This is a genomic window from Microbispora siamensis (genome assembly GCF_016863095.1).
Lineage (GTDB): Bacteria > Actinomycetota > Actinomycetes > Streptosporangiales > Streptosporangiaceae > Microbispora > Microbispora siamensis.
The window spans coordinates 46,846-67,237 of sequence record NZ_BOOF01000014.1 but is presented as its reverse complement, the minus strand read 5'-3'; the positions used below and the strand labels follow the sequence as shown (position 1 = coordinate 67,237).

23 protein-coding genes and 1 tRNA gene are annotated in these 20,392 nt (G+C 69.1%); 12 read left to right on the top strand and 12 right to left on the bottom strand.

Annotated elements, in window-relative coordinates; genetic code table 11:
• Positions 1-182 precede the first annotated feature (182 nt).
• Together Msi02_RS15215 and Msi02_RS15210 are read right to left on the bottom strand one after the other, a co-directional pair.
• Complete coding sequence (locus Msi02_RS15215; protein ID WP_204048953.1) at positions 183-1,079, bottom strand: peptidase inhibitor family I36 protein; 897 nt, start codon at positions 1,077-1,079, stop codon at positions 183-185.
• Positions 1,080-1,120: 41 nt separating this feature from the next.
• A complete protein-coding gene (locus tag Msi02_RS15210; RefSeq protein WP_204048952.1) occupies positions 1,121-1,966 on the bottom strand; it encodes a peptidoglycan-binding domain-containing protein in 846 nt (281 codons plus the stop codon).
• Positions 1,967-2,550: 584 nt separating this feature from the next.
• On the opposite strand from Msi02_RS15210, the gene Msi02_RS15205 reads away from it, so the two are divergent.
• A complete protein-coding gene (locus tag Msi02_RS15205) occupies positions 2,551-2,955 on the top strand; it encodes a hypothetical protein (RefSeq protein ID WP_204048951.1) in 405 nt (134 codons plus the stop codon).
• 40 nt (positions 2,956-2,995) lie between these two features.
• Here the strand turns inward: Msi02_RS15205 and Msi02_RS15200 are convergent, their stop codons facing one another.
• Positions 2,996-4,405, bottom strand: a complete 1,410-nt coding sequence (locus tag Msi02_RS15200) for a S28 family serine protease (protein ID WP_204048950.1) — start codon at positions 4,403-4,405, stop codon at positions 2,996-2,998.
• A gap of 212 nt (positions 4,406-4,617) precedes the next feature.
• Between Msi02_RS15200 and Msi02_RS15195 the strand changes: the two genes are divergently transcribed.
• Positions 4,618-4,938: a DUF5713 family protein gene (locus tag Msi02_RS15195; RefSeq protein WP_275414142.1), complete on the top strand. Its 321-nt coding sequence runs from the start codon at positions 4,618-4,620 to the stop codon at positions 4,936-4,938.
• Between the two features lie 328 nt (positions 4,939-5,266).
• Here the strand turns inward: Msi02_RS15195 and Msi02_RS15190 are convergent.
• Together Msi02_RS15190 and Msi02_RS15185 are read right to left on the bottom strand one after the other, a co-directional pair.
• A tRNA-Arg gene (locus Msi02_RS15190) sits at positions 5,267-5,339 on the bottom strand.
• A 124-nt stretch (positions 5,340-5,463) separates the two neighbouring features.
• Entirely contained in the window at positions 5,464-5,922 is a 459-nt protein-coding gene (locus tag Msi02_RS15185; protein ID WP_204048949.1) for a MaoC family dehydratase, read from the bottom strand.
• Between the two features lie 199 nt (positions 5,923-6,121).
• Here Msi02_RS15185 and Msi02_RS43980 point away from each other — a divergent pair, with 199 nt between their 5' ends.
• Positions 6,122-6,244 carry a hypothetical protein gene (locus tag Msi02_RS43980; RefSeq protein WP_264294895.1) on the top strand — a complete coding sequence of 41 codons (123 nt, stop codon included), beginning with the start codon at positions 6,122-6,124 and terminating at the stop codon, positions 6,242-6,244.
• A gap of 65 nt (positions 6,245-6,309) precedes the next feature.
• Here the strand turns inward: Msi02_RS43980 and Msi02_RS15180 are convergent, their stop codons facing one another.
• Entirely contained in the window at positions 6,310-6,825 is a 516-nt protein-coding gene (locus Msi02_RS15180) for a DUF4142 domain-containing protein (protein ID WP_204048948.1), read from the bottom strand.
• 110 nt (positions 6,826-6,935) lie between these two features.
• The gene (locus tag Msi02_RS15175) at positions 6,936-7,757 is read right to left on the bottom strand and encodes a glycoside hydrolase family 16 protein (RefSeq protein WP_239108426.1); all 822 of its coding nucleotides are present in this window, start codon (positions 7,755-7,757) and stop codon (positions 6,936-6,938) included.
• 153 nt (positions 7,758-7,910) lie between these two features.
• Here Msi02_RS15175 and Msi02_RS15170 point away from each other — a divergent pair, with 153 nt between their 5' ends.
• Both Msi02_RS15170 and Msi02_RS15165 read left to right on the top strand, forming a co-directional pair.
• Positions 7,911-8,324 (top strand): ribonuclease domain-containing protein, encoded by a 414-nt coding sequence (locus tag Msi02_RS15170; RefSeq protein WP_204048947.1) that lies wholly within the window; start codon positions 7,911-7,913, stop codon positions 8,322-8,324.
• An 8-nt stretch (positions 8,325-8,332) separates the two neighbouring features.
• Positions 8,333-8,701 (top strand): barstar family protein, encoded by a 369-nt coding sequence (locus tag Msi02_RS15165; RefSeq protein ID WP_204048946.1) that lies wholly within the window; start codon positions 8,333-8,335, stop codon positions 8,699-8,701.
• Positions 8,702-8,717: 16 nt separating this feature from the next.
• Here Msi02_RS15165 and Msi02_RS15160 read toward each other — a convergent pair whose 3' ends face one another.
• Together Msi02_RS15160 and Msi02_RS15155 are read right to left on the bottom strand one after the other, a co-directional pair.
• Positions 8,718-9,347, bottom strand: a complete 630-nt coding sequence (locus Msi02_RS15160) for a GNAT family N-acetyltransferase (protein ID WP_204048945.1) — start codon at positions 9,345-9,347, stop codon at positions 8,718-8,720.
• Between the two features lie 81 nt (positions 9,348-9,428).
• On the bottom strand, positions 9,429-10,124 hold the full coding sequence (locus Msi02_RS15155; protein ID WP_079319486.1) for an SDR family NAD(P)-dependent oxidoreductase: 696 nt from the start codon (positions 10,122-10,124) through the stop codon (positions 9,429-9,431).
• Between the two features lie 101 nt (positions 10,125-10,225).
• Between Msi02_RS15155 and Msi02_RS15150 the strand changes: the two genes are divergently transcribed.
• Complete coding sequence (locus Msi02_RS15150; RefSeq protein WP_204048944.1) at positions 10,226-11,083, top strand: helix-turn-helix domain-containing protein; 858 nt, start codon at positions 10,226-10,228, stop codon at positions 11,081-11,083.
• On the opposite strand, the gene Msi02_RS15145 is transcribed toward Msi02_RS15150, so the two are convergent.
• The gene (locus tag Msi02_RS15145; protein WP_204048943.1) at positions 11,067-11,717 is read right to left on the bottom strand and encodes a hypothetical protein; all 651 of its coding nucleotides are present in this window, start codon (positions 11,715-11,717) and stop codon (positions 11,067-11,069) included. The two genes, Msi02_RS15150 and Msi02_RS15145, sit on opposite strands and share 17 nt — an antisense overlap.
• Before the next feature lie 234 nt (positions 11,718-11,951).
• Between Msi02_RS15145 and Msi02_RS15140 the strand changes: the two genes are divergently transcribed.
• Positions 11,952-14,024, top strand: a complete 2,073-nt coding sequence (locus Msi02_RS15140) for a sensor histidine kinase (RefSeq protein ID WP_204048942.1) — start codon at positions 11,952-11,954, stop codon at positions 14,022-14,024.
• Complete coding sequence (locus Msi02_RS15135; RefSeq protein ID WP_204048941.1) at positions 14,014-14,670, top strand: response regulator; 657 nt, start codon at positions 14,014-14,016, stop codon at positions 14,668-14,670. Before Msi02_RS15140 ends, Msi02_RS15135 begins: the two co-directional genes overlap by 11 nt.
• 22 nt (positions 14,671-14,692) lie before the next feature.
• Here the strand turns inward: Msi02_RS15135 and Msi02_RS15130 are convergent, their stop codons facing one another.
• On the bottom strand, positions 14,693-15,466 hold the full coding sequence (locus Msi02_RS15130) for an SDR family NAD(P)-dependent oxidoreductase (protein ID WP_204048940.1): 774 nt from the start codon (positions 15,464-15,466) through the stop codon (positions 14,693-14,695).
• Between the two features lie 103 nt (positions 15,467-15,569).
• Here Msi02_RS15130 and Msi02_RS15125 point away from each other — a divergent pair, with 103 nt between their 5' ends.
• On the top strand, positions 15,570-16,148 hold the full coding sequence (locus Msi02_RS15125) for a hypothetical protein (RefSeq protein ID WP_204048939.1): 579 nt from the start codon (positions 15,570-15,572) through the stop codon (positions 16,146-16,148).
• A 131-nt stretch (positions 16,149-16,279) separates the two neighbouring features.
• Here Msi02_RS15125 and Msi02_RS15120 read toward each other — a convergent pair whose 3' ends face one another.
• Complete coding sequence (locus Msi02_RS15120; RefSeq protein WP_079319492.1) at positions 16,280-16,978, bottom strand: GntR family transcriptional regulator; 699 nt, start codon at positions 16,976-16,978, stop codon at positions 16,280-16,282.
• A gap of 151 nt (positions 16,979-17,129) precedes the next feature.
• Here Msi02_RS15120 and Msi02_RS15115 point away from each other — a divergent pair, with 151 nt between their 5' ends.
• The 3 genes from Msi02_RS15115 (at position 17,130) to Msi02_RS43975 (ending at position 20,178) form a co-directional block, all read left to right on the top strand.
• Entirely contained in the window at positions 17,130-17,663 is a 534-nt protein-coding gene (locus Msi02_RS15115; RefSeq protein WP_204048938.1) for a YbhB/YbcL family Raf kinase inhibitor-like protein, read from the top strand.
• Between the two features lie 8 nt (positions 17,664-17,671).
• Complete coding sequence (locus tag Msi02_RS15110) at positions 17,672-18,364, top strand: iron-dependent transcriptional repressor DtxR (RefSeq protein WP_204048937.1); 693 nt, start codon at positions 17,672-17,674, stop codon at positions 18,362-18,364.
• Positions 18,365-19,845: 1,481 nt separating this feature from the next.
• Positions 19,846-20,178: a tyrosine-type recombinase/integrase gene (locus Msi02_RS43975; RefSeq protein WP_204048936.1), complete on the top strand. Its 333-nt coding sequence runs from the start codon at positions 19,846-19,848 to the stop codon at positions 20,176-20,178.
• Positions 20,179-20,392: the final 214 nt, after the last annotated feature.

Sequence of the window (20,392 nt, the reverse complement as noted above, 5' to 3'; positions counted from 1 at the left end):
GTCTCGCACACGCCGTTGCGGGTGGCCGCCGAGGCGGGCGAGGCGGTGGCGAGCACCGCCCCGCCGAGCACCATCGCGGCGGCCGCCGCGGTGAGCCGCGAGATCAGCCGTGCAGTTCGTGGAGACACAGTTGCCTTCCTCTTCATCGGAGGCCCCGGTGCTTCATCAGAGGTCCCGGTGCGCTAGCGGATGTTGTAGCCCTGGGAGACCCAGAACGAGTTCGGGTTCGGGTTGCTCAGAGTCGAGTCGCCGACGCTCTTGGCGGCGAGCTTCTGCCGTCCGGGGCGCATCTCGACGTGGGTGTGTGCGGCCTTGCTAGACGACACCCCGTGCCACGCCTCCTCCGCGATGATCTGGCCGCGCGCGATCTGCTGGCCCACACGCAGCGAGGACAGCGGAGCGGAGTGCAGGTAGATGATCGTCTTGTTCAGCGAGGCGTTGTAGACGGCGATCGTGGAGAGCCCCGAGCCGCCGTTGCGCCCGTGCACGACGTTGATGATCTGACCGCTCACCAGGGCGTGGACAGCCGAACCCACGCTGCGCTTGATGTCGATACCCTCATGCCGGCCAGAGGTGTGGACGTAACCGTCGAAGCCGCAGCTGATGTAGCCGCCGCCGGTCTGGTACAGCGCGTACGACATGTTGACGCGGGCCGATGACGACGGGCCGAACTGGTGGGAGGCGTTCTGGTTCTTGAGGCCGGGCTTGAGGTTGCCCTTGGCGCCGGGCGCGAAGTCCTGGTAGACGCTGCCGCCGTAGTTGCTGTTGTAGTAGACGCGGACGGTCTTGGCGCTGCGGTTCCAGACCGAGGCGGCGGCGTTCTTGACGCACGTGCCCTTGCCGGTGCCGGGTCCCTTGAAGTCGAAGCAGGAGGGCTGGCGGGTGCCGTAGTCGCCGACGGATGCGGTGAAGTCGGAGACTGATCCCTGGTTGTTGCTGTTGAAGTAGTAACAGAACTCGCCGGTCTCGCACACGCCGTTGCGGGTGGCCGCCGAGGCGGGCGAGGCGGTGGCGAGCACCGCCCCGCCGAGCACCATCGCGGCGGCCGCCGCGGTGAGGATCTTGTTGAGCGTTCCCATGATGTTCTCCTTCGTGTCTGTGCAACCTGGGTTTCGGATGGTCAGCGGCGCTGGTACTCCTCCCAGGTGCGGATGGTCACCTTCGGGCCGTCGTCGGGGCCACGGCCGGCGAGCCCGTTCAGACCGAGGTAGTAGTCACCGATCTGATGCTGGGCCTGACTGGAGAGGTCGGTGTCGCTGATGGCGGCGGCGTGGATGTGCCACGGCCAGTCGGCTTGGTCGGGGCTGCGCACCCATGCCGCGAAGCCGACGCGTCGCAACGCGCGGACGACGGCGGTGCGGGTGGCGGAATCCATCCCCTCGACCGAGATGTCGACGACGCCGCCGCCGTCGTGGGTGCCCGCGGACGTGGGGTCGCCGCCGGGGTTGTACGACCCCTGCAACAGCACGAGGTCGCGGCCGAGCAGCCGCTTCGCCTCGGCCAGCATGCTCCGCGTGCGGGTGTCGACGACGACGCCGCCGACGGACACCCGGGCACCCGGCCCGATGATGTGCGTGACCGTGAAACGGCCGGCTCCGAGCTTGGTGAGCGACGTCTCACCCGGAAGGCCGTTGGCGGCGAGACCGGTGAAGCCGAGCGACTTCTGGAACTTCGTGAAAGCCGCGACCGTCGTGGTGCCGAAGTACCCGTCCACCCACTTCGCGTCGAGCAGGTGCCGGTCGCGCAGCGCCTGCTCGACGAGGAGCACGCTGGCCTTCGCGCCCGGAGTCAGCGTGTTGTCAGCCCGCCGCGGGTCGATCTGGGCCGCCTTGACAGTGGCTTCCATGTCCACGCTCGGAAGGGCCCTGGTTTCGGCTGCCTGTGCCACCGACATCCCGGGCGCTCCGGTCATGCAGGCGAGCAGGGCGGCCGCCGCGAGTGCGCCGGCGCATGAAGGCAGCTTCATCGTTTCTCCTGGGGTCGGACACCGGCAGGTGATTCCTGCGGCGGACCCACGGTTTCGGAACGCCCGCGCTGTCCACAACGAGATCGTGTTGTCAGCCTGTCCGTCAGCCTCCCCTTACAGGCGTACGCGCCGCCTGACAGGTGATCGAGAAGGCCGGCCTCGACCATTGGCACCCCACGGGTTACGGCACTCCGGCGCCTCGTGATGCCGGCGCAGGGCGACCGGCGAGGGTTGCGTCCACGGGACTGGTAGAAGAGTTTCCGCTGGTAGAGGCGTGGCGCCTGAAATGAGGACGGCCATCGCGTGATCCTTCATGATTGCGAAGTCAAACGAAAGCGATCGCCGTGATTGGCCACGGTTGTTCTGGCGGAGGCGCGGGACAGGATGAAAGTGTACGGAGCCGCGCGGAAATTGACGTTATGCCGAATCGCGATTCTTCCACGAGGGCCGCATAAGGGGCCGACAAGTCAGGGCGGACCGGTAACGAGATAACGTGAATTACCGATGGTCAAGTGCCCCGACTCCTCCCACCCAAAAGCCTGGCCGGCAGTATCCGGTTGGGCATCGTCGAAGGATGCTGGCCCGTGATGCTCGCCGACGTACACCCTGGCTATCTATGGCTTGTGGCGGGGTTGTCGACTCTGGTCGCACTGGTACGGCTCGGCTTGTTGATGCCTAGCTGGGGCTACCGCATGAGAGCCGCTCTCGGATTCCTCGTCGTGTTCGGCGGGCTGGTCGCTGTAACGGCCTTTGATTCTCGACCGGTCTCCTCGGAGGCGAGGGTCCTGACGATCTACGCCGCGACAATGATCGCCCTGTTCGCGGCGACGATCGGGCAGGGTGAGGAGATCAGAGAAGCGGCCGCTCACGCACTGCAGAACCCGAACGGGGAGACGCGCCAGGTGCGGCCCGGCCCATTCACCGTGAAGTGCCTGTTGGTGCTCGGTGCCGAGATACTGCTCTTGTCCTTGGTGTTTCCCGACTTCTGAGAATCGGCCAGGTCCCTGATCCGTCCGTGCCCGGAGGCGCTCAGGTGAGCCGGGCCCACCGCCTGAGGGTGTCCGTGGCCTCGGCGAAGTCGCGAGAGGACAGGTGGCTGATGCTCGCGCCGTGGTTGGCGCGCGGGTCGACGAACACATGGCAGTCCGTCCCCTTCGGCGTGAACCGCTCGGCACTCCAGGGATCCCGCCCGCCGTAGACGAACATCATCCGGCTCGCCTGCCGGGTCACCCACGCGTCCACGTCCCGCATGGCCCTGCCGTCGAAGCGGGAGCGGAGGGACGCGGGCAGCACCGAGTTCGGCTGGTAGAGCCCCGGATACCGGGTCAGGCCCTTGAGGTGGGCGAAGCTCAGGGACGCCCAGCCGAGCTGGGTGGCCGCCTGGTAGTAGTAGGGCAGGTACGGCTCGATGCCCTGGTCGGTGTACTGCTTCCAGGTCTGGATCTTGTCCACCCATCGGAAGATGGCGGTGTCGGAAGCCTTCTCACCGGGGATGCCCTTGCAGTCCTGCTGCCGGAAGTACTGCCAGAACGTCCAGGCGGAGTCGAGCACGCTCAGTTCGAAGGAGCGGTCCGCCGTGCCGATGGTGCGGCCGAAGGTGAGGCCCTCACGCTTGGCCAGGGCCGTAAGCCGGGGCACCAGGCTCTTGCGACGCTTGAGCGCCTCCCGCTGCACGGTACGCAGGGCGGCCCGGCACGACGGCGTGCCCACGGTCGTGAAGAACCGCTCGTAGACGCGGTCGTCGGCGTTGACCGCGTCGTTGGGCGCGACATAGGCCACGACCCCGTCGAGGTCGCCCGGATAGAACCGGTGGTGGTAAACGGCGGTCATGCCGCCCTTGCTGGCCCCGGTGCCGATCCAGGCGCCGTCGTAGACCTGCTTGAGCGCCTCGACGATCGCGTGTTCGTCGCTCGCCTCCTGCCAGATGTCGAGCTTCGCCCAGTCCTTCCGCTTCGGAAGCGAGGCGCCGAAGAAACGGTGCTCGACAGAGAGCTGGTTGGCGTCGAGCCCGTAGGTGGGCTCCTGGAGCCACGCCTTCTCCGGGATGAAGTATCCGCTGGTGTAGAGGACCACGGGCCGGTCCACCGACCGGTGCGAGAGAGTGAGCCGCTGCTGGAAAGTGCCGCCGCGCGGGTTCCGGTGGTCCACCGGCTGGGTGAAGGTGAGGGTGTAGTCCTTGTAGCCCTTCGCCCGCCCCTTCTTCACCGACACCACCCGGAGACCGGGGACGGCCCTGAGCCGCGCCAGCAGGTCGTCCTTCGCGATCCCGGCCGTGGAAGAGGCGGACTTCGCCAGGACCGTCCCGGCACCGGTCGCTGGGGCGGCCGCCGCGGGGACCGCGACCAAGAGGGACGACGCCAGCGCCGCCGAGAACAGCGCCAGGGGCCCCCGCGTCCGCCGGACCGGACTCTTCAGCCGCGCGTACGGGCGACCCGCCATGCCGTTTCCTCACATGTCGACGTAGATCCACAACGATGATCGGAAAGACTCTGTCGTATCGGCATATGTCGGCACAACCGCAAAAGGGATCCGGCTCACGGCCGCCCGTGTCGCCTCAGACCGGGCAGATGTTTGTCGGTGGCGTAGTGCAGCATCGGATCACCAAGCTGTCGACGGAATGAGAGATCGCGGTGGCGCCAACGAACCGGCAGGTGGCCGAGCATGCCTTTCTCAAGGGCATGTACGAGGACGAGTACTTTCCGGATCACGTCGTCGACAAGGGGAAAGCCATCCTCCTGCGGCTCTGCGAGCGGATCGAGGCCGAGCGGCCGCCGGACCTGGCGGCGCTGTACGTGCTCACGGAGGCCGCGACGGAGGAGTTCAACGCGCTGGAGGCGGAGTTCGAGGCGGCCGGCAGTGAAATCGAGACTTTCGCACGAGAGGCGATCGCCGAAGACTTCTGGTTCGTGGCGTCGGCATACGGGTTCGCGGAGGCGGACGCGGAGGAGTTGATCGCCGGCCGGGAATGGTGAGCCGAGTGCCACAAGCCGCAGAGGCGGGGCCGGGTGTACGTCGTGGATCCCGGTGAGTTTCCTCGTGCGCTGGTTGCTCTACGTGACACCTGGGCTTGACCTAGCTGGTCTGCTGGGCTTGCCCAGGGTCGGTGACGGGCGGGACGATCAGGGCACCTCCTCTGAGCGCCATGCACTCGGCATGCAGGCAACAGTTGCGCACGTTGTCCACGCTGTGGCGACCCGAGGCACCAAAACCTCATCGGCATACAACGGGTTGCTGTATAGAGCTGCTGTACAAAGATCAAAAAGGCCCATCCCGATTATCGGAATGGGCCTTTGAGCTGTGCGCGGCCGAGAGGACTCGAACCCCTAACCTTCTGATCCGTAGTCAGATGCTCTATCCATTGAGCTACGGCCGCTTTGCTGCCTGTTCACCTGCGGTGCCCTGCAACGGGTGTAACTCTACCAGACCCGTCACCCCTGCTTGCGCCAATAAGTCGCCCCGCCCTCGCACCTCCAGAGCCTGGCCGAGGGCAGGCCGGGTCACTCCTGAGGAACGAAGAGCGTGAGCGTGTCGGCGATGCAGGCCGGCCTGTCGACTCCCTCGACCTCGATCGTGACGCGAAGGTTCGCGAGGGTGCCGGAGGGAGTGCCCTTGACGCCGGTGATCTCCGCCCCCGCACGTACCCGGGACCCGACGGGAACCGGCCGGGGGAAGCGCACCTTGTTCAGCCCGTAGTTGATCGCCATGCGCAGGCCGTCCACGCGGTACAGCTCGCCGAGCAGCGACGGCAGCAGTGAGAGCGTGAGGTATCCGTGGCCGATGGTGCCACCGAACGGGCTGTCCTTCGCCCGGTCCGGGTCCACGTGGATCCACTGGTGGTCGTCCGTCGCGTCGGCGAAGGCGTTCACCCTCTCCTGACTGATCTCTCGCCAGTCGCTGTACCCGAGATGCTCACCCTTGGCCGCCTTGAGTTCCGCGAGGTTCGTGAAGATCCGCATGACCGCACCCTATTCACACACCCGAATCGAGGGCCTCGGAGCGCGTTGCCGTCCACAGTGGTTTCATCGGGGAGCGCGGGCGAGTGCTGTCACGGAAGGCAACACAGACGTCTCTCTCAGTGACGAACCGCTCGTGACCTGCGGGGGTATCAGCACAAGGCGGGGTTCACGCCGGAACACACCCCGACGTGGAGGGAACGTGGACGAGCAACCCGGCCCACCCGGCAAGCGGTACCGGCTCCGCGGACTCATCGCCGTCGTGGTCGCGGGTCTCGTCTGCTGGGCGCTCATCATCCTGCTGCTGGTCAAGCTGTTCGGTTGAGCCCGCCGGGAGAGGACGTGGAGGGGACGTGCCGGCCGGGGCCCAGCCCCGGCCGGCACCGGTCGTCACTCACCGCTCTGAATGCTCTCGACCAGGTTGAGATGCTCCTGGACCACCGGTTTGGCGTCCCGGGCCAGGTTCTTCACCTCCAGGGAAGAACCGCTCGAGACTTCCTTGTCCAGGGAAACCAGGGTCTTGCGGTGATCCGTGACCTGCGCGTCGATCCACGCACGGTCGAACGCGGTGCCGCTCTTGGCGGCGAACTGCCGCAGTTCGGCCTGCTGCTCCTCGCTCGGCTTGCCCGGCAGGTCCACACCCAGCTTCTCGGCCACCCGCTTGAGCTGGTCGTCGAGGGAGGTGTGGTCCTCCACGAACTTCCTGCCGGCGTCCTTGACCGACTGCTTTCCGGCCTGCCGCTCGGCGAGCTGTCCGCCCTGGATCTCCGCGAGGTTGTCCTGATGCGCACCGATCAGGAATGCCTTGTCCTGGTCGCTGACATCCGGCGGCGCCGCGTAACCCGCGGTGACCCCTGACAGCGCCGCGACCACGGCCGCCACCAGGACGATGAGCCATCTCAGCATCAGATCCCCCGATCCTTCACCGGACGGCCGAGCACCGGCTGATCGGCCTCGACCATCCGGGCATAGCGCTTCAAATGCCTCATACCCACCAGCCGCGCCTCTCGTACGGCTCAACCTGTCACGGGCCGATAGCCCCTCACGTAATCGACCACGAACTCCTTGGGGTACGGCCCCACCCGCTCGGGCCCCTCGGCGTCGGGAAACTCGTAGATGCCGAGCATGAGCTGCATCGGATAGTCCGGGGACTGCCGGACGGTCTTGACCTGGCGGCCGTCCACGAAGAACGTCACCCGATCCGGGGTCCACTCGGCCGCGTACACGTGGAACTCGCGCGCGTCGATGGGGAGGACCTCGGCGGCGAACTCCTCGATGATCGCAGGGTCGCCGAACGGATGGACGCCCATGCCGACCGCCGTCGCGTCCGGCCGTACGTCACGTCCGAAGATCTCGCAGACGCAGATCTCCGCGGACCGCTCGGGCGCGTCCTCGAAGCCGATCATCCACAGCGCGACCATGGCGCGCGGGTCGTCGGTGGCCCGGGCGCGCATCTCGATCAGGCCGAAGTGCGGGGTGTAGAGCCGCGCCTCGTCCTGGGCCTCGCGGACGACGGCCCGGCCGCCCCGCCCGTGCTGGCCGACGGCGCTGCCCACCGGCCCGGAGAACACGCCTGTCTGCAGCGAGGACACGCGCAGTCGGCCCTCCATCTCCGGCGACCACGGCGACTGGTCCTCCTCGATCAGCAGGCGCAGGCAGCCGTCGCCCACGCGATACCGGGCCGCAGAGGCGGCGCGCGTGGTCCATTGGGGCAGATAACGCGGGATCCAGCGGCTCTCGTCGAGCCTGTCCCCGTCGAAGGTGTCCTCGAACTCCAGCACATAACCGGCCTTCGTCACCGGATCCGGCGCGTACGTACTGTTCTCGGCTTCGCTCATGCGTCAATCCTGGGTCGATCCAGGGGGGAACCACGCACACCCCGGGGCATACGGAAAAAGACGACGGGAGTTCACCAATCTCCACCTTGGTTCGTCCCGGTTTCGAGGTGATGCTGGCGAATGTCTGTCCCCTCGCCCCCACAAGGAGGTCTCGTGCAGACTCCGCGACGCTTCCGGCCGTCCTGGCCGGGACGGCTCGCCGTCGTGATCGCCGCCATCGTGTCCCTCACCGGAGTGACCGGCATCGTCCCCGCCCACGCCTCGGTCTACAGCTCCTGCACAATCTCCCGTTGTGCCGACGCCCGCTCGGCGAACGCGATCTGGGCCGGGAAGGGCTACCCCACCAGCAGCGGCTGGTACTCCTGGCCGGACGGCAAGTACAACTACACCGGCGGGCGCTTCTACAACCGGGAGGGCCAGCTGCCCAGCGGCGCCACCTACTACGAGTACGACGTCTACTCCCGAGCGCGCGGCGCCTCGCGTGACGCGTATCGGATCGTCGTCAACCGCAGCACCGGCGTGACCTGGTTCTCGCCCAACCACTACACCGACTTCTACCGGCTCTAGGACTTCTCATGGCCTCCGCCGCGCGTCCGCTGCCTCCGTGGCTCACGGTGACCACCGATCCGGCCACGGCGGTCGTCGACGGGCGGGCCTGCCGGACCCGTGCCGCCTTCTTCGACGAGGTGGCACGGGTCCTGCGCCTTCCCGCGTACTTCGGCCGCAATTGGGACGCCCTCACCGACTCCCTGCGCGACGTCGGGCCGGTCCACCTGGCCGTGGATCACGCCGAGGACCTGCTCGACGCCGAGCCTCCCGGGCAGTTCGCCACTCTGCTGGCCGTCCTCGCCAGCGCCGCCGAGGCCGGGCTGACCCTGACCCTCCACACGGACCCCGCCCACGAGCCCCGGCTCCGCCGCCGCCTGAGCGACGCCCTGCCCTGAGCTACGCCCTGCCCCCTCACACGGTGGGCGGGACGAGGAGTGCCTCGGCACCGATCGGAACGTAGCCCGCGGCGAGGAACGCCCGTACGCTCGCGGCGTTGCCCGGGGCGATCTGCGCCCAGAGCGGGTGCGGGGTGAGATGCCGGGCCGCACGGGCGAGGGTGCGGCCGAGGCCGCGCCCACGGCCGGCCGGCTCGACCTCGAGCGCGACCTCCCACCGCCCGCCCACTCCCCGTCCGATGAGCACGAGCCCTCCCGGGCAGGTCCAGACGCGTACGTCGTCGCGGTAGCGGTGGGCATGCTCGACGCGCGGATGGGCGGCGTCCGTGACTTCGACCAGCTCGATGGGCGGGGGGCCTTCGGCGGGGGCGGCCAGGGCGAGCATGTCGATGTTGTTGACCCGGCGTCCCGTACGTTCTTCCAGGTCTCGCAGGAACGGCGGGTTGAGCGGCGCCGACAGATCGTCGTCAGGCAACCGCGATCTGATCCAGTCCTCGCCGACATCGGCGAAGATCACGTTGTGCGCGGTGAAGGCGATGACCCCCGCATGACGTGCGGACGGCTGCGGAACGACGGTCGGCCCGGCACCCGGCTCGGGCGGGTGCCCATCGGCCGCACGAGCGAGGACGTCAGGCAAGGTGGTCACCGGGAAACGGTAGCCATCCCCCGCAACCGGGCTCAAAACGATCCCGTCCGGCCGGCGGCACCGCCGGTTCCGGCCCCGCCGTCACCAGGGCACGGGCCCGAAGCGGTCGATGAACCGGCCCGTTCCGCCGTCGGCTCCCTCGGTCGCGAGCGTCACGATCGCGTCGGTCCCCTCCGTCACGGTCTGGTGGCCGCTGTGCCCGTTGAGGTCGGTCGCGGTGTAGCCGGGGTCGGCGGCGTTGACCCGGATGCCCGGCAGCGCCTTCGCGTACTGCGTCGTGAGCATCGTCACCGCGGACTTCGATGACGTGTACAGCGGCCCCACGACCGTCGACTCCACCCGCTCGGGGTCGTGGGTCAGCGCGAACGACCCCGTACCGCTGCTGACATTGATGATCGCCGGGTGCTCCGACTCGCGGAGAAGGGGCAGGAAGGCGCTGGTCACGCGGACGATGCCCACGACGTTCGTCTGGAAGACCTCGAGAGCGTGGTCCGCGGTCAGTTCGTCGGCGGGCACGCGCGGCCCGAGGATCCCGGCGTTGTTGATCAGGATGTCGACGCGGCCCTCGTGCGCGGCGACGTCGGCCGCCGCGGCGGCGACGGACGCGTCGTCGGCGACGTCGATCCGCACGAAGCGTACGCCGAGCTTGTCGGCCGCCGTCCGGCCGCGTTCCGGGTCCCGGGCGCCGAGGACGACGGTGTGGCCGAGGTCGACGAGGCGGCGGGCGGTCTCGAAGCCGAGGCCCTTGTTGGCCCCGGTGATGAAGGTGATGGTCATGCTTCGAGCGTCGGCCTTCCGGGCGCGGGCAGCCAGGGAGAGCTCGCCGGTAGGACGGGCAGTACCACCCTGGCGTCTCGCCGCCGACGCAGAATGGGCGCATGACGACGGACGAGACGAGCCTCGGCGCGACCATCCGCGCCTGGCGCGACCGGCTCTCCCCCGCGGCTGTCGGCCTGCCCGCCGGTCGCGTACGCCGTGCCGCCGGGCTGCGCCGCGAGGAGCTTGCCGATCTCGCGGGCGTCTCGGTGGACTACGTCGTACGGCTGGAGCAGGGCCGGGCGACCACGCCGTCGGCGCAGGTCGCCGCCGCGCTGGCGCGGGCGCTGCAACTCGGCCGCGCCGAGCGCGACCACCTCTACCGGCTGGCCGGGCTGCAGCCGCCCCCGGACGGCCTGATCAGCGACCACATCCCACCCGGAATGCAGCGGGTGCTCACCCGGCTGGGCGACGCGCCGGTCGCCGTGTTCGCCGCCGACTGGCGGCTGGTGCGGTGGAACCGCGGTTGGGCGGCGCTCCTCGGCGACCCTTCCGTGCTCGCGCCGGAGGAGCGGAATCTGGTGCGTTCGCGCTTTCCCGTGCCGTCCGATCGCGGGCGCCTCGCGGCATGGCCCGTCGTCTCGGAGAACACGGAGGCGACCGACCGGGCCATCGTCGCCGACCTGCGCCGCGCGTCCGGCCGTTACCCCCAGGACGCGCGCCTGAGCGGGCTGATCCGCCGGACGCTGGACGGCAACCCTCGATTCGCCCGGTTATGGCACTCCGGCGCCGTCGGCACCCACGCCGAGGATCGCAAGACGATCCGGCACCCGGCGGTCGGAGAGATCACCGTCGACTGCGACGTGCTCTCCGACTCGGACACCGATCTGAAGATCGTCATCTACACGACCGTGCCCGGCAGCGAGGACGAGACCAAGCTCGACCTCACCCGCGTCGCCGGTGTCACGACCCCAATGTGAGGTCCTCGCGGCGTACGAGTTCGGGACGGAACGCGATGATGAGGCCGAGCGTCGTGTACCCCACGAGCAGGTGGGCCGCGCCGACGACGTCCGACACGGACGTGCCGAAGATCGCCATGGTCGGGAGGGTCACGATCACCCAGCTTTCTGCGACGAGCGGCCAGAAGCGGGCCGCCCCGCGCCACCGCCCGCTTATGGCGACCTTGACGCCGATCACGAACATGCCCAGCATCGACAGCGGCCAGAACGCGTCGAGGATCCCCATCCAGAGGCTGTCACGCGCGGCGGGCAGGAAGGCGTGGGAGACGCTCCACGCCATGGCCAGGGCCAGCAGCACCCGCTCGACCTGCAGCATGGCGCGGGCCACGCGGCTCACGCCGGTCGCACGGGTGCGGACCATGATCGCGAGAAGGCACCAGGCGCCGAGCTGGAACGCCAGACCACCCAGATCTGTGATCTTGAGTGCCGTCTCGGCCTGGGGGTCGAAGCCGTAGACGAAGCTGACGGCCGACCAGGTCAGCGCGCCGGTGGAAAGGCCCAGGGCCAGCCGGCGTACGGTCGTCTCGGCGAGCGGCGCGGGGGAGGACGCACCGGCGGTGTGACTCCGGGCGTGTACGGACGAGGTCTCGGTCATCGTTGTTCCTTCGACTGGGAGGCGGCCGACTCGTGAGGTCGGAAGCGGCGACGAGGACGATCCTCATGAACGACCGACCCAGACGGTCAGGGCATCGTGTCCCGATTCCGGCCTTCTCTCGCGTCCCAGCGCAGGGGGGACCCGTGTCCTAGGGACATCGTCTACCTGCTGAGGCACACTTTCCTGGTGCAGATTGTGACGGTTCGTCGGCCTTCGCGCCTGAGCCTCGGGCCTGTGCTCCTCGCGATCGCCGTGACCGCCACACCAGTGGCGGCGCTGCTCGATCTGCGGGTGCCACAGGCCCACCGCGCCATCCTCGAACTGCAGCCGGGCGTGGTCGACGCGATCGCGGGTGTCGCACTGGCCGCGGCCGGCATGGTGGTGCTCCGCGGTTGTCCGCGCCATCTCCTCGGACGCCTGATGTCGGCTTTCGGCGCCTGGTGGGCGCTGGACGGCGTGGCGTCGTCGTGGCTCGCCTACGCCACCACGCGTGATCCCGCGCTCCCCGGCGCGTCCGCCGCCTTCATCGTCTTCCAGCGGCTCGGAGCGGGCCTGGTGCTGCTGCTCCCCCTGGTGCTGCTGCTGTTCCCGCACGGGAAGCTGCCCACCGGACGGTGGCGGGTCGCCTCGCTGCTCAGCCTCGCGCTGACGAGCCTGCTCCCGCTGGCCCTCGTCGCGGCGCCGTCCGCCATCGCCCAGGCGACCGCGGAATCCACCCCGCTGCCCGAGCCGCTGCGCAGGCTGAACCTCGAGGCCCTCTATCTCCCGCTGCCGGACGCCGTCTGGACCGGTGTGCTGCTGGTGGCACAGCTGAGCCTCCCGCTGAGCCTGGTCACGCCGTTCGTCGTGGTGGTGCGGCGCTACCGTACGGTGACCGGCGTCGACCGCGCCCGGATGCGCTGGCTGCTGTGGGCGGCCGTGGTCGACCTCCTGGTCATGCTCACGTTCCGGCTGCTGCCCCTCTGGTTCGGCACCGTCGGCCTGACCGTCGCCGTGATCCTCACCTCCGCGTCGGTCGCGATCGGGATCGTGCGGCCGGATCTCGTAGACGTCGACCGGCTGCTCGGCGGGACGCTCGTGTACGGCCTCCTGCTCGCCCTGACGTTCGTCCTCGACCTGCTGGTCCTGGGCGGCGCCGGCCGGTTGCTCGGGCCGCGCCTGAACGAGGGGGAGCGGCTGGTCATCGCCGTCTTCGCGGTCGCCATCCTGTACGCGCAACTCCGGCACCGGTTGTGGCGTCTGGTGCGACGCTGGATCGTCGGCGATCGGGACGATCCCTACCACGTGATGTCCGGGCTCGCCGAGAGGCTGGAGCGGACCGACGACTCGGAGGCGCAACTCGTCACGCTGGCCAGGACGGTGGCCCGGGCCTTCCGCACGCCCTACGTCGGCGTGGAGATCACCCAGGTCAGCGGCGAGGTGCTGCTCGTCGAGGACGGCGAGCGCCCCGCCGAGACGCAGGCGCTCCCCATCACCTATCGGGGGGAGATAATCGGGCGGCTGTTGCTGCCGCGCCGGGCCGCCCGCCGCCGGCTCACCGCCGGTGACGAACGACTGCTGGCCGACCTGATCCGCCAGGCCGCCGCGGCGGCCCGTGCCGTACGGCTCGCGGAGGAGTTGCAGCGCAGCCGTGAGGGCATCGTGTCGGCCGTGGAGGACGAGCGCCGCCGCCTGCGCCGCGAGCTCCACGACGGCCTCGGGCCGGCCCTGGCGGCGGTCGCGTCCCGGATCGACACCGCCCGGATCACCGCGCGGCGGTCGAACGAGGACGCCGACCGGATCCTCGGCCTGGCTCGTCAGGAGCTCACCGGGATGCTCGCCGAAGTGAGGCGGCTGGTGCACGGCCTGCGCCCGCCCGCGCTGGACGACGTCGGCCTGGTCGGGGCGATCCGCCAGCAGGCGGAGCGGCTGAGAGCCCCGGGACTGACCGTACGCGTCGAGGAGCGAGGCGACCTCACCGGCCTGCCGGCCGCCGTGGAGGTCGCCGCGTACCGGATCGCCTCGGAGGCGATCACCAACGTGGTCCGGCACGCGCAGGCCGGCGAGTGCGTGGTGTCGCTCACCCGCGACGTAGAAGGCGGGCACCTCGACGTGGTGATCACCGACGACGGCGTCGGCCTCGCCGCCGAGCCGGTGGCGGGTGTGGGACTGGTGTCGTTGCGCGAACGGGCCGCCGAACTCGGCGGGTCGTGCACCGTGACCTCCGCGGAACCGGCCGGCACGCGGGTGCGGGCGCGGCTGCCCGTCACGTCGTCCGGGCAGCCGCCCGTGCTCACGTCTACAGGGAAGGTGGGAGATGACCGGTAAGCGGCCGGTGAGGGTCCTCGTGGTGGACGACCACCCGGTGTTCCGTGAAGGCTTCGCGGCACTGCTGAGCAGCATCGACGAGGTCGAGGTCGCGGGGACGGCCTCGACCGGCGTCGAGGCCCTTCACCAGGTGGACGAGCGAGAACCCGACGTGGTGGTCATGGACGTTCAGATGCCCGACATGGACGGCATCGAGGCCACCCGCCGCGTCCTCGAGAAGCACCCGGAGATCGGCGTCGTGGTGCTCACGATGTCCGAGGAGGACGGCACCATCTTCGACGCGCTCCGCGCCGGTGCCCGCGGCTATCTGCTCAAGGGCGCCGAGCCGGACGAGGTCGTACGCGCGATCACGACGGTGGCGGGCGGCGGCGTCGTGTTCGGTGCGGTCCTCGCCTCGCGCATCGCCGACTTCCTGGCCCCGAGGCCGCAGAGCGGCGGCGTCTCGCCGTTCCCGGCCCTGACCGCCCGGGAACACGAGGTGCTCGACCTGGTGGCCGCCGGCCTGTCGAACAGCCAGATCGCCGCGCGGCTGTTCCTGTCCCAGAAGACTGTACGCAACCATGTGCACGCGGTGCTCACCAAGCTCCAGGCCGCCGACCGAACGGAGGCGATCATCCGCGCCCGCGACGCCGGCCTCGGCCGCTGATCGGTGTAGGTGAGCGGGGCTTTCAGGCTTCTTCGGGGTCGCGTCCGAGCACCGACCGGCCCCCGTCGATCGGGACGATCGCGCCGTTGATGAAACTCGCGTCCTCGGACAGCAGGTAGGCGACGGCGGCGGCCACTTCCTCCGGGCGTCCCACCCTGCCGACCGGGTGCAGCAGGCCCATCTCGTTCTCGACGCGTGAGGCCGCCGAGGGCTCCTGACCACTGAGGAACGCCTCATAGCGTTCGGTGCTGATCGAGCCGAGGGCGACGGCGTTGACCCGGACGCCACGCGGTCCGTAGTCGACGGCGAGTGCCCGGGTGAGTCCTTCGACGGCGGCCTTGGCCGTCGCGTACGGCAGGGATCCACGCACCGGCCGCTGCGCCTGGTGGGAGGAGACGTTGACGATCGCCCCGCCCGCACCCGCGCTCAGGAAGCGGCGGATCGCGGTCGTGCATCCGACGACCGCGGGAGTGAAGTTCGCCCCTATGAGGTCCAGGACCTCACGCGCGGACGGGATGTCCAGCGAGGCCTCGCGGAACACGGCGGCGTTGTTGACCCAGCCGGCGAGTGGGCCCGCCGCCTGTGCCAGGTCGGCGGCCCGCTCCGCGACAGCCTCGTCGGCGGCGTCGCCGGCCACCGCGATGACCCGGGAACCGGCCGGGTGAGTGCGGGTCCACTCGAGCGCCGACGGGTCGAATTCGATCACGACGACGCTGTTCGCGTCGCCGAGGAGCCGTTCGACGAGCGCACGTCCGACGCCACGCCCGCCCCCGGTGACAACGTACGAAGAGCCCACATCCGCCCCTTTCGCGGCATCGAGATCTACGTGGTCGCCGGACGACGTACCCTGAATGACCTATATATAGATCATCACTACTATTTGCGCCGTGATGAGAAAAATGATCTCCTTGGCCGCCGCTGCCGGTGCCGTCATCGGGGCCGTCGCCGTGGCCGGGGCCGACCGCGCCTCCGCCTCCTCCACCACGTCCCTGCGGCTGTCCGGCGGGCTGACCCTGGAGATTCCCCGCGCCTGGCGGGTCTATCGGAGCGCCGACCAGGTGCACGTGGTGACCGGCGCCTGCGCCAAGCCCAAGAGCCACTACTTCGAGCCCAGGTGCCAGGGCTTCTGGGTGATGGGGGCGAAGACGCTCAAGACCGGGGGCGAGGGCTTCCGGCCCTACAACCCCGTCAATGGACCGTTCTATCCCGCCGTCGACGTGGCTCCCTGCCCGACCGACCCCAAGCTCGGCCATGTCCTCGGCAAGGCGATCGCGGTCGGCCACCGGAACATCGGAGAGGGTCACAAGGCGCACTACCGCGTATGGCCGGGGCGCTGCGTCACGTACGACGACGCGACCGAGAAGTCGACGTTCAAGCAGCGCGAGTGGTACCTGCCGAAGGAGCGGCTCCTGATCGTCGACCAGTGGGCCACCCCGGGGCTCGCCACCGTACTGAAGAACGCCACCTGGGAGAGTTAGGCCCTTTCACCCCTCCGACGGGGCACGGAGCGCCGGCCGTGGCCCCGGCCCGCGGTGCCCTTTGACCATAGATCCTCTGTCGGTCCGGGGCCGAACCCGCCAGTTCATGGGCCAGATTGGCGAGGCGCGGATCATGCTTCCTTCGCCTGGTGGGGACAGCCGGTCAGCGCGGCCGCGGTCAGAGTGAGGTGCTGGGCCAGAACCTCGGCCGCGGTGTCGGCGTCGCGGGCCAGCGCCGCCTCCTCCAGACGGCGGTGCTCGCCGAGGGCGTCCCGGTCCGGGGTGCGCTGCGCCGCCCAGCGGCGAGCCAGCTCGCTCGCGGTCCACATCCGGTCGAACGTCTCCAGCAGGACGGGGTTGCCGCAGCCCTCCAGCAGGGTGCGGTGGAAGACGCGATGGGCCTCGGACCATGCGCTGCTGTAGTGTTCGCCCTCCTCGGGCACATACGCCGGAGTGCGGGCCAGACGGTGGTGAGCGGCTCGTACGCGGGCCTCCCAGTCGACGTCGCCGCGCTCGATGGACATGCGCAGCACGACCGGTTCGATGGTCCGGCGGGCTTCCGCGATCTCCTGCCAGCGGCGGTCGGAGAAGGCCGGGACGGCGAAGCCGCGGTTGGGCAGCCGGTCGGCGAGGCCCTCGCCGACCAGACGCACGAGCGCCTCGCGTACGACGGCCAGGCTCACGCCGTGTTCCTTGGCCAGGTCCTGCGGTTTGAGCGCGTCACCGGGGGCGTAGTCCCCGCGCATGATCGCATCCCGCAGGTGCGCGTAGACCTGCTCGGAGAGCATCTGTTTCCCCTGCGAGTTCGAGGCGTGGGCCGTCTGGGTCATGCAGACATCATAGACGATTCGACAAATAATCGATTATCCGTGTTATGGTCGATTGCGACGGGAGACGTCGGCGGTGCCTCTACGCGAACCGCCGGCTCTCCGCCGGCCGCATCACCGCCGGCCCACAGCACGGCCTGAAAGGAACGACGCGATGAGCGCCAACGACCCCTTCGCCCGCCTCCCCGAGGCGGCCTCCTTCACCGTCACCAGCACCACCGTCACCGACGGTGCCCCCTGGCCGCCCGAGCAGTTCTCCTCGGGGATTCCCGGCGGGAAGGACATCTCCCCGCAGCTGTCCTGGAGCGGCGCCCCGGAAGGCACCAAGAGCTACGCCGTCACCGTCTATGACCCCGACGCTCCCACCGGCTCCGGGTTCTGGCACTGGGCGGTCGCCGACATCCCCGCCGCCGTCACCGAACTGCCCGAGGGCGCCGGGGACGACACGGGTTCGGGCCTGCCCGAGGGCGCCTTCCAACTGCCCAACGATGTCCGCGCGGCCCGCTTCATCGGCGCCGCGCCGCCGGCCGGGCACGGCCAGCACCGCTACTTCATCGTGGTGCACGCCCTCGACGTCGAGTCCATCGGCGTCCCGGCCGACGCCACCCCGGCCCTCCTCGGCTTCACCATGTCCGGCCACACCCTCGGCCGCGCGGTCCTGACCGCCACCGCCGAAACGCCCGCCTGACCACCAGCATGTCCGGACTCATCGACACCACGGAGATGTATCTGCGCACCATCCTGGAGTTCGAGGAGGAAGGCGTGGTCCCCATGCGTGCCCGCATCGCCGAGCGCCTGAACCAGCGCGGCCCCACCGTCAGCCAGACCGTCGCCCGCATGGAACGCGACGGTCTGCTGCACGTCGCCGGCGACAGGCACCTGGAGCTGACGGAGGAGGGCCGGCGGATCGCCACGCGCGTGATGCGCAAGCACCGGCTCGCGGAGTGCCTGCTGGTCGACGTGATCGGGCTGGAGTGGGAGCAGGTCCACGCCGAAGCCTGCCGCTGGGAGCACGTCATGAGCGAGGCCGTCGAACGCCGCGTCCTGGACCTGCTGCGGCACCCGACGGAGTCGCCCTACGGCAACCCGATCCCGGGCCTGGAGGAGCTCGGGGAGGAGGGCACCGCGGATCCGTTCCTCGACGAGGGCATCGTCAGCCTCAGCAGCCTGGAGCCCGGGCCGAACGGCGCGAGCGCGGTCGTACGGCGCATCGGGGAGCCGATCCAGACCGACCCCCAGCTGATGCACACCCTGCGGCACGCCGGGGTGCGGCCCGGCGCGGTCGTGAGCGTGACGTCGTCACCCGGCCGCGTGATGGTCGGCAGCGGCGGGGAGTCCGCCGTACTCCCCGCGCGGACCGCCGCGCACGTCTTTGTGGCCAAGCACTGAATCCAGCCGGGGTGCCGGTTCGTTCGCCCCGGCCCCGAGGATGGCCCTCGACCACGATCACAGCCGAAGGGCCATCCTCGTCGCGGCGACCCGCGACGTCCGCGACACCCAGGAGCGTGACGCGCACTTCGACCCTCAGCGGAGCGCACCTGGACCTGGAATGGCTGGACAGCCAACAGACTGATCTTTCCGGGAGAGGAATAGTGGCCGTCGCCAGGAGCCGTATAGGCACCTCGATCAAAAGCCGCATGGGAGACAACCCGTCACCCCGTCCCGAGACGTATCCCCGCCGGAGGCTATCTGTTGGTGATGCACTGTTCGTGGGACAGTTCCGGGCATGGAACTATATCGACGCTCGATCTGGTACCGAGCGGGGCGAGCCTTGGCCCTCTTCGGTATCGGCTGGCTGGCTGCAGGCACTTACTTTGTGCTCGTCGTTGAGGGCAACGAGCGGCCATGGCCTCCAGCTCATCTGTGCATATTCTTCGGTATCCAGATGCTTGTGCTGCTGAGCAGTTTGATCGGTCAAATTCGACACCGGGCCTGCTTTAGAAGCACGCCGAACACCCCAGAGGGACAGGTAGCCGACACAGGTGGGCGGTAAACCGAAACCGCATCGGCAGCTCGGCTCGTGACCGTCCCAATTAGTTCCACCTGGACCAACACCGCTTGGCGCTCCCCCTGGAACGACCTGGCACGGCGGGGAACTGCAACTAGAACGGGGCTCGTGACCTGCGCGGACGCGCACGCCTCGCCCTTCCGCGCATCCCGTATGCCGTCGACCCGCCGCCAAGCGGCAGCGGGCCGGCGACGAAGGGGCAAGCCCGTCTTCGCATGTACCTCAGCCAGTCGCCGTTCCTCGGCCATTGGACGCCAAGAGTCACAGACGGGCTTGAGCCGGAGGAGTCGGTCTGCTGGGCTTGCCTGGGCCGATGCCAGAAGGGGGCGCGCGTGCTCCACCTCAGCCACTTGCGGCCTTTTCAGCTCGGGCGGCATCCCGGAGCCGGAGTGCTCTGCCGGAGGCGAAAGAGAAGGGGCGGAAGATGCGAAGACGGCCGAGGGGGCTGCTCCAAGCGGCCCTCAACAGCATCCTGGGGTCGCTCTGCGCAGGCTTCCTGTTGAGCCTCTTGGCCATGTGGGTGTTTACCGATAGACGTTGGCCATTCGAGTACGACTTCGGGTGGGACCACGTCCTCGTCTTCACGCTGATGAGCGGCATGCTTGGAGTGCTGCGCGAGATTCGCGACGAGTGGGCCCGCAGGAAATCGGTAGGGCGTGAGCGCGGCGCCAATAGAGATCAGGGAAAGCGGGGCGCGTCCGACGGGGTGTCGTAGCCGTCAGAGGCGGCAGCAAGGTTCGGCAACCCTCTCCTAGACACTGGCCTTCGGCCTGGATTCTTCTGTTTACCGATCCGAGTCCCAATGCTCGTCACCAATCGCATTGTCAACGAACTTTCGTACTGACTGATCTACTTCCGTCTGATGCTCAACATCAAGCCGAACGGGCGGAAGCGGGGGAGTTCTGGGAGGATCACGACCTGCTCTTCCCGACGAGGCGGGGCCGGCCGACGGAGCGCAGCGAGGACTACAAGATGTGGCAGGGCACTCCTGCGCCGAGCCAAGGTCAGGGAGGCCCGTCTCCACGACGCGCGAGCGGGGACACTCCCCGGAGAGCAGGGCGTCCACATCCGGGTCGTGCAAGAAATCCTCGGCCACGCGCGGGTGACAACCACCGAGCGTTACACCCACATCGCCAGTCCCCAGGTGAAGGACGCCAGCGAGCGCATGGGGGCAGCCCTGTGGGGCGAGGGCTGAAAGCGTCCCCAACCCGAAGGCTGAGAGCAACTGCAACTAGAGGCCCCGTGGAGATCAAAAAGCCCCCCTCGCTGAAGTCAGCGAGAGGGGCTTTGAACTGCGGAGGCTCGGGGATTTGAACCCCGGATGGGCTTAAGACCCAAACCGCATTAGCAGCTCGGCTCTCGGCCGTCCCGATCCGTTCCACCTGGACCGACACCGTTCGGCGGTCCTT